The organism is Caballeronia glathei (assembly GCF_000698595.1).
In the GTDB taxonomy this organism is placed as follows: domain Bacteria; phylum Pseudomonadota; class Gammaproteobacteria; order Burkholderiales; family Burkholderiaceae; genus Caballeronia; species Caballeronia glathei.
In genome coordinates this window covers 44,548-55,765 of sequence record NZ_JFHC01000008.1, presented here as the reverse complement: position 1 = coordinate 55,765, position 11,218 = coordinate 44,548, and the positions used below count along the sequence as shown (strand labels likewise).

The window sequence follows — 11,218 nt, the reverse complement described above, 5'->3', positions numbered from 1 at the left end:
TTCCGTATTGATTTCGTATTCGCTCCGTAATCGATTCCCAGGAGACACACACCATGCCGACCACGCTGGATCGCACAGCAGGCGCCGCCCGGCGCACGCGCACCCCGTTGAACCGTACGCAGATCGTCGGATTCTGGGGCGCGTGGGCGGGCTGGACACTCGATGGAATGGATTCGTTCATCTACGCCCTCGTGCTCGCGCCCGCGCTGACCGAGTTGCTGCCGCGCTCCGGATACGCCGCGACGCCAGCGAACATCGGCCTCGCCGGCTCGATACTCTTCGCGCTCTTTCTGGTGGGCTGGGGACTGTCGTTCATCTGGGGGCCGCTCGCCGACCGCTTCGGCCGCACCAAGGTGCTCGCGGCCACCATCTTCACGTTCGCGATCTTCACGGGGCTTGCGGCCACGGCGCACACCGTCTGGGAACTGGGCACCTACCGGTTTCTCGCGGGCGTGGGGATCGGCGGCGAGTGGGCGCTCGCGGGCACGTATGTCGCCGAGGCCTGGCCGGAAGACCGCCGCAAGATGGGCGCAGGTTATCTGCAAACGGGCTACTACGCGGGCTTCTTTCTCGCGGCCGCGCTCAACTACACGATCGGCGCGACCTTCGGCTGGCGCGCGATGTTTCTCGTCGGCGTGGTGCCCGTCGTCGTGTCGATCATCGTGCTCCTGCGCGTGAAGGAAACCGACAAGTGGCAGCGGGCGGAGGCGGGCGCGGCGAAGCACGCGAGCGCGCTGCGCTCGATCTTCTCGGCGCAATACCGGCGGCGCACGATCGTCGCGGCGACGCTGCTCACGGTCGCGATCATCGGGCTGTGGGCGGGCGCGGTGTACGAGCCGTCGGCTGTCATTCAGCTTGCAACGAAGGCCGGCATGGCGAAAGCGGATGCCGCGCGCATGGCATCGATCGCGACCGGGCTGCTTTCGATCGGCACGATCGCCGGCTGTCTCGCATTGCCGCCGATGGCCGAGCGCATCGGCCGCAGGATGACGCTCGCGGTGTATTTCGTCGGCATGGCGGCGTCGATCGCGCTCGCGTTCGGCTGGGCGTTCTATCTGCAGGACGGGCTCGTGCCGTTCATCGCGCTGCTCGTGGTGCTGGGCTTTTTCGGCGGCAACTTCGCGCTCTTCAGCCTGTGGCTTCCCGAGCAGTTCGAGACGCGCGTGCGCGCGACGGCCTTCGCGTTCTGCACGTCTGTGGGACGCTTCATCGGCGCGATCGTGAACTTCGGCATCGGCGCCATGGTGCTGCACATGAGAACACTCGGCGTGCCGATTGCGCTCACCGCGGTGGCATTCGTGATCGGCCTCGCGGTGATACCATTCGCGCCGGAAACGAAGGGGCAGGAGCTGCCGAACTGAGTCGCGTGACCCTTACTGGGCGTAAGGTTGCGGGTTGCGCGAGACCGTAATACGAGGTTACCAACTTGAAACAACTCGACCAGATCGATCCGCTATATTTGCCTCAACACAACAAACAACCCGTTGAGGTGCGCTTCAAGATGAACAAGGTATCGAAGGCTTCTTTGCTCGCCGGCCTGATGGTCGCCGGTGGCCTGGGCGTGTCGGGTGCGGCGATGGCCGAGGTGCATATCGGCGTGAACGTCGGCATTCCCGCACCGGTGTATGTCGCGCCCGCGCCGGTCTATGCGCCGCCGCCTCCGCCCGTCGTTTATGCGCCGCCGCCGGTGTACGCGCAGCCCGCGATCGTGATCGGCTGGCACGGCGACCGCTATTACGACGGTCGCCGCTACTGGGATCGCGACGACTGGTATCGCCACCACGGCCACGGCCACGGACCCGACCATCACGACCACGGCGAGCACCGCGGCTGGCATTGAGCGTATCGGGCCTTATCGAGCGCATCGAAGATAGCGGCGGCTGAGGTTCACGAAGGCCACCCGGATCAAACCGGGTGGTTTTTTTTCGCCCTCGCCCCTCCTCCTGACCACGGCAGGTGCATGGGAATGGCGAAGGGCAGCGTGTTGCGAATCCGTTGAAGCGCGCGAGACCGCCCAACCGTCTGATGTAACAAAAGGTAAGCTTTCTCCAGACATTACGCCTATCCGAATAACAACTTACAAAGTTGAAATACTGGACTGAAAGCCATCCGTTATATTCGCCCCCGACACCAACCAATAAACCGCCGAGGTGCGCTTCACATGAAAAAGAATTCGATCGTCCGATTCCTCGCGGGAGCGCTCGCTGCGAGCGCGCTCGCAGCAGGTGGCGCGGCGAAGGCGGCCGACGTCCACGTGGGGGTGAATGTGGGCATTCCGGCGCCCGTCTATGTCGCGCCGGCGCCGGTCTACGCGCCGCCGCCGCCGCCCGTCATCTACCAGCCCGCGCCGGTGTACGTACGTCCGCCGGTCGTCGTTGGCTGGTACGGCAACCGCTACTACGACGGCCGCCGCTACTGGGATCGCGACGACTGGTATCGCCATCACGGGCGCGGCCACGACAAGCATCACGGCAACGGCCACGGCAAGGGTCACGACAAGCACCATCATTGACGCACTTCGCGCACTGCCATAAAAAAAGCCGTCCCGCAAAAGGGGACGGCTTTTTCGCTTGTTGCGGCGCGTTTATTCCGCCACAGCCGCCATGCCGCCGACCACCGCGTTGAAGCCGCTGTCGACGTGCACGATTTCCGCGCTCACGCCGCCCGCGAGATCCGACAGCAGGAATGCCGCCACATTGCCGACCTGCTCGATGGTGACGTTGCGCTTGAGCGGCGCATTGTTCTCGACGAAATCGAGGATCTTGCCGAAGCCCTTGATGCCGCTCGCCGCGAGCGTCTTGATCGGGCCGGCCGAGATGCCGTTCACGCGCACGCCCTTCGCGCCGAGCGATGCGGCGAGATAGCGCACGCTCGCTTCGAGCGATGCCTTCGCGAGCCCCATCGTGTTGTAGTTCGGGATCGCGCGCTCGGCGCCGAGATAGGAGAGCGTGAGCAGCGACGCGTCGGGCGAGAGCATCGGCTGGGCCGCCTTCGCGAGCGCCGGGAAGCTGTACGCCGAGATGTCGTGCGCGATGCGGAAGTTCTCGCGCGTCATGCCGTCGAGGAAGTCGCCCGCGATCGCTTCGCGCGGCGCGAAGCCGATGGAGTGCACGAGGCCGTCGAGCGTGTCCCAGTGCTGCTTGAGCGAGGCGAAGAGCGCGTCGATCTGCGCGTCGTCGGCGACGTCGCACGGGAACACCAGTTCGCTGCCGAATTCGGTGGCGAATTCGACGATGCGGTCCTTGAAGCGGTCGCCGACATACGTGAACGCCAGTTCCGCGCCTTCGCGCTTGCAGGCCTGCGCGATCCCGTAGGCGATCGAGCGGTTGGACAGCAAGCCCGTCAGCAGAATTCGTTTTCCAGCGAGAAAGCCCATGAATGCTCCTTTACAAGTCGAAGTCGCGCGTGCGTTGCCGCAATGGCCGCCTCTGTCGAAGCGCCACGCCGGTCAGGCCGCGCGGGATTTTGGGTAGAATTCTCTCACATTGCAGCAGCCACCCGACGCTTCATGCGGCGTTTGCGCCATCGGCCGATTCTGAGACGCTGCTAATCCGCCACTGATCCGTATTTGAGCCGCTCCCACTTCCCATCTTCCGTCCCAAGGACTTGATGACGAATCCCACGACGACCCGCTCGACGACCCGCATGACGACCCGCTCGCGACGAGTCAACGGTGTCCTGATCGCGGGCGCGTTGCTCGGGTCGATCGGCTTCGTGTTTTCCGGCGCGGCGTTCGGCGTGTACGCCATCGCGCAATACGGCGAACCGAAGTATCCGCCGGGCTTCCAGCATTTCGACTACGTGAATCCCGACGCGCCGCGCGGCGGCACGCTGGTGCTCGCCAACCCGAACCGTCTCACGAGCTTCGACAAGTTCAACCCGTTCACGATGCGCGGCAATCCGGCGCCGGGCCTCGGCCTCATGTTCGAGAGCCTCACGACGGGCAGCCTCGACGAAGTGGCCACCGTGTACGGGCTGCTTGCCGACGACATCCAGGTTGCCCCCGACGGCCTGTCGGCCACGTTCCACATCAATCCTCGCGCGCGCTTCTCGAATGGCGACCCCGTCACGGCGGAAGACGTCAGGTTCTCGTTCGAGACCCTGAAGAGCCCGCAGGCCGCCCCTCAGTATTCGGTGTATTTCGGCCAGATCGCGCGGGCGGTCGTGATCGATCCGCTCACGATCCGCTTCGACTTCAAGGCGCGCACGCGCGAGATGCCGCTCCTCGCGGGCGGCATTCCCGTTTTCTCGCGCAAGTGGGGGATGAAGCCGGACGGCACGCGCATTCCGTTCGACCAGCTTGCGTTCCAGCAGCCGATCGGCAGCGGCCCGTATGTGATCGAGCACTACGACAACGGCCGCACCATCACCTACCGCCGCAATCCGTCGTACTGGGGCGACAGGCTGCCCGTGCGCGTAGGCACCTACAACTACGAGCGCATCAATTACAAGCTGTATTCGGACAACATCGCGCGGCTCGAGGCGTTCAAGGCGGGCGAATACGACGTGCTCGTCGAAAACATCGCGCGCAGCTGGGTGCGGCGCGACATCGGCAAGCGCTTCGACAGCGGCGAGCTCATCAAGCGCGAGTTCCCGCACCACAACGGCAGCGGCATGCAGGGCTTCTTCATGAACGTGCGCAGGCCGCTCTTCAAGGATGTCCGCGTGCGCCAGGCGCTCGATCTCGCGCTCGACTTCGAGTGGCTCAACCGCCAGTTGTTCTTCAACCAGTACAAGCGCACGGACAGCTTCTTCGTCAACACGGAATTGCAGGCGAAGGGGCGCCCGAGCGAAGGCGAGCTCGCGCTCCTCACGCCGCTGCGCGCGCAGCTCGACCCCGCGGTGTTCGGCGAAATGACCACGCAGCCCGACACCGATCCGCCCGGCTCGCTGCGCGCGAATCTGATCAAGGCGCGCCAGTTGCTCGCCGATGCCGGCTGGACGTATCGCGACGGCGCGCTGCGCAACGCGAAGGGCGAGCCGTTCGTCTTCGAGATTCTCGACGACACGGGCGGCGGCGCGTCGATGGAGCCCGTCGCCGCAGCGTTCGCGCGCAACCTGCAGAAGCTCGGCATCACGGCGAATTTCCGCACCGTCGACTATGCGCTGATCCAGAAGCGGCTCGACGCATTCGAGTTCGACATGACGAGCGTGCGCATGCCCGACGTTCAGGTGCCCGGCACGGAGCAGGTTTCGCGCTTCGGCAGCAAGTCGGCGGACGAGCAGGGCTCGGACAATCTGTCGGGGGTCAAGTCGCCCGCCGTCGACAAGATCCTGCAGGCGGTCGTGTCGGCGCAGACGCGCGAGCAGCTCGTCGACGCCACGCACGCGCTCGACCGGGTGCTCATGCACGGCTACTATGTCGTGCCGCACTGGTACTCGGCGAAGCATCGCGTGGCGTATCGCAATACACTCGCGTATCCCGCCACGCTGCCGCTTTACTACACCGCCGACGACTGGGTCACGTCGACGTGGTGGTTCAAGCCGGCCGCGAAGTAATCGCCACGCGAAGGAAACAACCCGAACCGGACAGCCGCCATGTGGAGCTATATCCTCAAACGCATCCTGCTGATGGTCCCGACGTTGATCGGCGTGCTCACGCTCACGTTCGTCGTGATCCAGTTCGTGCCGGGCGGACCCGTCGAGCAGGCGGTGCACGACCTGCGGCGCGGCAGCGAGCAGGGCGCGTCGTTCGGCATGCGCACGCACACGGGCGTCGATGCGCAGCAGGTCGCGCAGCTCAAGGCGCTCTACGGTTTCGACAAGCCGCCGCTCGAACGCTATTTCTCGATGCTCGGCAAGTTCGTGCGCTTCGATCTCGGCGACAGCTATTTCCGGCATCAGAGCGTGTGGTCGCTGATCGTCTCGAAGCTGCCGGTGTCCATCAGCATCGGCGTGTGGACGTTTCTCATCACGTACCTGATCTCGGTGCCGCTCGGCATCGCGAAGGCGGTGCGCAACGGCTCCAGATTCGATGTCGCGTCGAGCCTCGTCGTGCTCGTCGGCTTCGCGATACCAGGCTTCGTGCTCGGCGTGCTGCTGCTCGTGCTGTTCGGCGGCGGGACGTTCTGGCAGCTCTTTCCGCTGCGCAACCTCACCTCGGACAACTGGGCGACGCTCTCGCTCGGCGGCAAGATCCTCGACTATCTCTGGCACATCACGTTGCCGGTGGTGGCGTCGGTGGTGGGCAGCTTCGCCGTCATCACGATGCTCACGAAGAACGCGTTCCTCGACGAGATCCGCAAGCAATACGTGCTGACCGCGCGCGCGAAGGGGCTCTCGGAGCGGCGCGTGCTTTGGAAGCACGTCTTCCGCAATGCGCTCCTGCCGCTGATCGTCGGCTTTCCGGGGGCGTTCATCGGCGCGTTCTTCACGGGGAGCCTGCTCATCGAGACGCTTTTTTCACTCGACGGCCTCGGCCTGCTCTCCTATGAATCCGTCGTGCGGCGCGACTATCCGGTCGTGCTCGGCACGCTTTATCTCTTCACGCTGATCGGGCTTGCGACCAAGCTGATCTCGGACCTGTGCTACGTCTGGGTCGATCCTCGCATTCAATTCGAACAACTGGAGCGCTGACTTGAACCGAGCCGCATCGTCACGGCGCACCGCCGCCGCAACAGACGGCCAGCCGCTCAGGGCGCACGCCTCGATGACGCCGGGCCGGCGCGTCTGGATGCGCTTCAGGCACCATCGGCTGGGCTACTGGAGCCTGATCGTATTCGTCGCCGCGTTCATGATCAGCCTGGCGGGCCCGCTGTGGTCGAACGACAAGCCGCTCGTCGTGCGCTATCAGGGGCAGCTTTACTTTCCGCTCGTGAAGACGTATGCCGAGACGACTTTCGGCGGCGACTTTCCAACACCCGCCGACTATCTCGATCCGTATATCCGCGACCGCTTCAGCGCGCCCGGCAACTTCGCGATCTATCCGCCGAACCACTATTACTACGACACGCTGAACTACTTCTCGAAGGGCTCGAACCCGGCGCCGCCGTCGCGCGAGAACTGGCTCGGCACCGACGACCGCGGGCGCGACGTGTTCGCGCGCCTCGTGTACGGCTTTCGCGTGTCGGTGCTGTTCGGGCTCGTACTGACGGTGATCGGCACCGTGCTCGGCGTGCTGGCGGGCGCGGTGCAGGGCTATTTCGGCGGCAGGACGGATATCACGGGGCAGCGCCTCATCGAGATCTGGAGCGCGCTGCCGGAGCTTTACCTCCTGATCATCTTCGCGTCGATCTTCGAGCCGAGTCTCCTTCTGCTCGTCGTGCTGCTGTCGCTGTTCGGCTGGATCGGGCTGTCGGACTACGTGCGCGCCGAGTTCCTGCGCAACCGCACGCAGGACTACGTGCGCGCGGCGCGGGCGATGGGGCTGTCGAACTGGCAGATCATCTGGCGTCACGTGCTGCCGAACAGCCTCACGCCCGTCATCACGTTCCTGCCGTTTCGCATGAGCGGCGCGATCCTCGCGCTCACCAGCCTCGATTTTCTCGGGCTCGGCGTGCCGTCGCCGACGCCTTCGCTCGGCGAACTGCTCGCGCAGGGCAAGGCCAATCTCGACGCGTGGTGGATCTCGCTTTCGACCTTCGGCGTGCTGGTCGCGACGCTCCTGCTCCTGACCTTCATGGGTGACGCGCTGCGCAATGCGCTCGATACGCGCATTGCCGATGCGATCAAGGCCGGAGGCGGCCGGTGAGCGCGCCACTGCTGCACATCGACAAGCTGCGCGTGCGTTTCGGCGAGACGCTCGCCGTCGACGACGTGACCCTCACGATCGAGGCGGGCGAGCGCGTGGCGCTCGTCGGCGAGTCGGGCTCGGGCAAGAGCGTGACGGCGCTGTCGATCCTGCGCCTCCTGCGCGACGCCGAACTGTCCGGCTCGATCCGATTCGCGGGCGAAGAACTGCTCACGAAGAGCGAGCACGCGATGCGCGGCCTGCGCGGCTCCGACATCGCGATGATCTTCCAGGAGCCGATGACGGCGCTCAACCCGCTCTACACGGTCGGCGACCAGATCATCGAGACGATCCAGCTCCACGACGGCGTGCCGCCGCGCGAAGCCCGAAAGCGTGCGATCGAGCTGCTCGCGCGCACCGGGATCACGGAGCCGGCGCGCCGTATCGACAGCTATCCGCATCAGCTTTCGGGCGGCCAGCGCCAGCGGGTGATGATCGCGATGGCGCTCGCGTGCCGCCCGCGCCTTCTGCTCGCCGACGAGCCGACCACCGCGCTCGACGTGACGATCCGCGCGCAGATCGTCGATCTGCTGCTCGAGCTGCAGCGCGACGAAGCCGAGAAACGCGGCATGGCCGTGCTGCTCATCACGCACGACCTGAATCTCGTGCGCCGGTTCGCGCAGCGCATCGCGGTGATGGAGCGGGGGGTGCTCGTCGAAAGCGGCACGGTCGAGGCGATCTTCACGTCGCCGCAGCATCCGTATACGCAGCGCCTGTTGCAAAGCCGTCCGCAGCGGGCGGTGCTGCCGGTGCTGCCGCTTTCGCCCGTGCTCATCGACGCGAAGGACGTCTCGGTCGATTACTCGACCAAGCTGCGCGGCGTGTCCGGCTGGTTCCGGCGCGGCACCTTCAAGGCGGTCGACAAGGTGTCGATCTCCGTTCGCCAGGGCGAGACGCTCGGCATCGTCGGCGAATCGGGCTCGGGCAAATCGACGCTCGCGATGGCGCTCCTCGGCCTTCAGCGCATCTCGCACGGCAACGTGGAATTCCAGGGCAGGGCGCTTGCCGACTATCGCGGGCGCGACAAGACCGTGCTGCGCTCGAACATGCAGGTCGTGTTCCAGGACCCGTTCAGCTCGCTCTCGCCGCGGCACACGATCGAGCGGATCGTGAGCGAGGGGCTCGCGCTGCATCGCCCGGAACTCGACGCCGCCGCGCGGCACGCCAAAGTCGTGTCGGTATTGCGCGAAGTCGGCATGGACCGCACGGCGTTGAGCCGTTATCCGCACGAGTTCTCGGGCGGCCAGCGGCAACGCATCGCGATCGCGCGGGCGCTCGTGCTGGAACCCCGCATCCTGATCCTCGATGAACCGACGAGCGCGCTCGACGTTTCGATCCAGATGCAGGTCCTGAAACTTCTTGCGGAACTACAGAAGAAATATGACCTCGGATACGTGTTCATCAGCCACGACCTCGAGGTCATCGGCGCGATGGCGCATCGCGTCGCAGTGATGCAGAACGGAATCGTCGTGGAAACGGGCGATGTGGAGAGAATTTTTTCGAAGCCGTCTCACGAGTACACGCGAAAGCTTCTGAAAGCAGCCTTGCAAGCTTGAATTTCACCCTTCTCACCAATTAGGTGCGTGTCTCGATTGTATTTTTCTATTCCTTTTGACAGGCAAATAATTCCTAGCTAGTATCGTCCAAACTTTACGTATGCCTCTGATTTTTCAGCCTTTATTAGCAAAAACTACAGCCCGATGCAGCCAATCACCTTGACTCAGACATGCTTCCGCGCCGCCGCCGGCATGTTGATCGGCCTACTGATGACAGCAACTTCAGCGGCGTTCGCCGACGAAGTGAACAATTCCAGTCAAAATGCCAGCAATGGCATTTTTTCGTCGTCTAAAGCAAACGATGTCTACCCCGATGCCGATTCCGGCAACAATGCGAGCGGCAAGACCAAGTCCTTTCTCTCCGGCATGGCCAGCAAGGCAGGCGACGTCGTCGTCGGCGCGCTGAACATGATCGGCGTGCGTTACCGCTGGGGCGGCGACACGCCTGACTCCGGCCTCGACTGCAGCGGTTTCGTGCGCTACGTCTTCCAGGACACGCTCGGCATGACGCTGCCGCGCCGTGCCGAGGAAATGAGCCGCGTGGGCGAGAAGGTCCGCGTGAGCGAACTGAAGCCGGGCGATCTCGTGTTCTTCAACACGATGCGCCGCTCGTTCTCGCATGTCGGCATCTATATCGGCGACAACAAGTTCGTGCATTCGCCCTCTACCGGCAGCACGATTCGCGTCGACGACATGGAAAACAGCTACTGGGAAAAGCGCTACACCGGCGCGCGCCGCATCGAAGCGAACTTCCCGGCGGACGCCAGCGAACTACGCCAGCGCGTAAGCGCAACCATCGGCGCGACGAACTGACAGGGCACGTTCCGCGCACGGCAGTAGCGCGGATCACGGCGCTCTTGCGCTTCAGGTGGTCGATCAAAAAAGCCTGCTTTTTCGGAAGCAGGCTTTTTGTCGTTCTGATTCAGGCGGTCGCGGCGCGCCCCGCCAGTTGCTGCTGAAGCTCCGGCCAGATCCGCGCGACCGCTTCTTCGCCCGCGAGAATCGCGGCGTTGCGCTGGCCGAAGTCGCTGCCGCTCATCGCCGCGAGATTCGGCCGGATCACGGCGTCCGCGTATTTGTCGAGCTCGTAGGCCTTGATGGTCTGGCCCATGATCGTGAATGTCTGCATCAGCACGTCGAACGAACTTTGCGTGAGCGCCGTCTCCGGACGCGCCGAAATATCGACGGCGATCACGAAATCCGCGCCCATCTTGCGCGCGAACGCGGCGGGCACGGGGCTCACGAGGCCCCCGTCCACATATTCGTGCCCGCCGATCTTCACCGGCTCGAAGATCGACGGCACGCTGCACGACGCCCGCACCGCGATGCCGGTGTTGCCGCGCTGAAAAAGGATCGGCTGGCCGGTCTTCAGGTCGGTCGCGACGATGCCGAGCGGCCGCGCCATCTTTTCGATCGGCCGGTTCTCCAGTGTCCTGTTCAGGTAGTTCTGCAACGCGACGCCCTGCAGGATGCCGCGCGCGCGAAAGGGCATCGCCCAGTCGCTGATCGACGCTTCGTCCATGGTCAGCGCGAGCTTGTTGATCGCGATGCCGTTCATCCCCGACGCGGACAGCGCCGCGATCACCGACCCCGCGCTCGTGCCGGCGAGCAGGTCGACGCGCACGTTGCGCGCTTCGAGCGCCTTGATCACGCCGATGTGCGCGAACCCGCGCGCCGCGCCCCCGCCGAGCGCGAGGCCGATGCGAAGCGGGCGTGGCGGCTCGGTCTTCGGCGGCGCGCTGGCGCTCGCCGGCTGAGTGGGGCGGCCGGCCGAGGTGCAGGCGGCGAGCACGGCCGCCGCCGCCGCCGCTGAAAAGGCGCGGCGCGAAAGACGAGGGGGCGATGAGTTCAAGAAATTCTCCAGCGGCGTTGCGTTCGGGCGCAATCGCTCCGATGACGTGCGCAGAAAACGGCGCGCACATCATAATGCAAG

General features: G+C 64.8%; 10 protein-coding genes. 8 read left to right on the top strand and 2 right to left on the bottom strand.

Annotated elements, in window-relative coordinates:
* Positions 1-53: 53 nt before the first annotated feature.
* The 3 genes from BG61_RS08030 to BG61_RS08020 all read left to right on the top strand — a co-directional run bounded on the left by BG61_RS08030 (position 54) and on the right by BG61_RS08020 (position 2,512).
* Entirely contained in the window at positions 54-1,361 is a 1,308-nt protein-coding gene (locus BG61_RS08030) for an MFS transporter (RefSeq protein ID WP_035938019.1), read from the top strand.
* Between the two features lie 140 nt (positions 1,362-1,501).
* Positions 1,502-1,840 carry a hypothetical protein gene (locus tag BG61_RS08025; protein ID WP_035938182.1) on the top strand — a complete coding sequence of 113 codons (339 nt, stop codon included), beginning with the start codon at positions 1,502-1,504 and terminating at the stop codon, positions 1,838-1,840.
* Between the two features lie 321 nt (positions 1,841-2,161).
* Positions 2,162-2,512 (top strand): hypothetical protein, encoded by a 351-nt coding sequence (locus BG61_RS08020; RefSeq protein ID WP_035938021.1) that lies wholly within the window; start codon positions 2,162-2,164, stop codon positions 2,510-2,512.
* Between the two features lie 72 nt (positions 2,513-2,584).
* On the opposite strand, the gene fabI is transcribed toward BG61_RS08020, so the two are convergent.
* Positions 2,585-3,376, bottom strand: coding sequence for an enoyl-ACP reductase FabI (fabI, locus tag BG61_RS08015; RefSeq protein WP_035938023.1), 792 nt, complete (start codon positions 3,374-3,376; stop codon positions 2,585-2,587).
* A gap of 233 nt (positions 3,377-3,609) precedes the next feature.
* Here fabI and BG61_RS08010 point away from each other — a divergent pair, with 233 nt between their 5' ends.
* The 5 genes from BG61_RS08010 to BG61_RS07990 all read left to right on the top strand — a co-directional run bounded on the left by BG61_RS08010 (position 3,610) and on the right by BG61_RS07990 (position 10,098).
* On the top strand, positions 3,610-5,499 hold the full coding sequence (locus BG61_RS08010; protein WP_081868010.1) for an extracellular solute-binding protein: 1,890 nt from the start codon (positions 3,610-3,612) through the stop codon (positions 5,497-5,499).
* Positions 5,500-5,538: 39 nt separating this feature from the next.
* Complete coding sequence (locus BG61_RS08005) at positions 5,539-6,576, top strand: microcin C ABC transporter permease YejB (protein ID WP_035938025.1); 1,038 nt, start codon at positions 5,539-5,541, stop codon at positions 6,574-6,576.
* 1 nt (position 6,577) lies between these two features.
* Positions 6,578-7,690: an ABC transporter permease gene (locus BG61_RS08000; RefSeq protein WP_035938027.1), complete on the top strand. Its 1,113-nt coding sequence runs from the start codon at positions 6,578-6,580 to the stop codon at positions 7,688-7,690.
* Positions 7,687-9,285, top strand: coding sequence for an ABC transporter ATP-binding protein (locus BG61_RS07995; protein WP_035938029.1), 1,599 nt, complete (start codon positions 7,687-7,689; stop codon positions 9,283-9,285). The genes BG61_RS08000 and BG61_RS07995 overlap by 4 nt, the downstream gene beginning before the upstream one ends.
* Before the next feature lie 144 nt (positions 9,286-9,429).
* Complete coding sequence (locus BG61_RS07990; RefSeq protein WP_035938031.1) at positions 9,430-10,098, top strand: C40 family peptidase; 669 nt, start codon at positions 9,430-9,432, stop codon at positions 10,096-10,098.
* Positions 10,099-10,207: 109 nt separating this feature from the next.
* Here the strand turns inward: BG61_RS07990 and BG61_RS07985 are convergent, their stop codons facing one another.
* The gene (locus tag BG61_RS07985) at positions 10,208-11,191 is read right to left on the bottom strand and encodes a patatin-like phospholipase family protein (RefSeq protein ID WP_169743291.1); all 984 of its coding nucleotides are present in this window, start codon (positions 11,189-11,191) and stop codon (positions 10,208-10,210) included.
* Positions 11,192-11,218 lie beyond the last annotated feature (27 nt).

Bases quoted from the DNA above. Each gene is read 5' to 3' on its own strand.
- BG61_RS08030 (WP_035938019.1), top strand. From the start codon at position 54: ATGCCGACCACGCTGGATCGCACAGCAGGCGCCGCCCGGCGCACGCGC.
- BG61_RS08025 (WP_035938182.1), top strand. From the start codon at position 1,502: ATGAACAAGGTATCGAAGGCTTCTTTGCTCGCCGGCCTGATGGTCGCC.
- BG61_RS08020 (WP_035938021.1), top strand. From the start codon at position 2,162: ATGAAAAAGAATTCGATCGTCCGATTCCTCGCGGGAGCGCTCGCTGCG.
- fabI (WP_035938023.1), bottom strand. From the start codon at position 3,376: ATGGGCTTTCTCGCTGGAAAACGAATTCTGCTGACGGGCTTGCTGTCC.
- BG61_RS08010 (WP_081868010.1), top strand. From the start codon at position 3,610: ATGACGAATCCCACGACGACCCGCTCGACGACCCGCATGACGACCCGC.
- BG61_RS08005 (WP_035938025.1), top strand. From the start codon at position 5,539: ATGTGGAGCTATATCCTCAAACGCATCCTGCTGATGGTCCCGACGTTG.
- BG61_RS07990 (WP_035938031.1), top strand. From the start codon at position 9,430: ATGCAGCCAATCACCTTGACTCAGACATGCTTCCGCGCCGCCGCCGGC.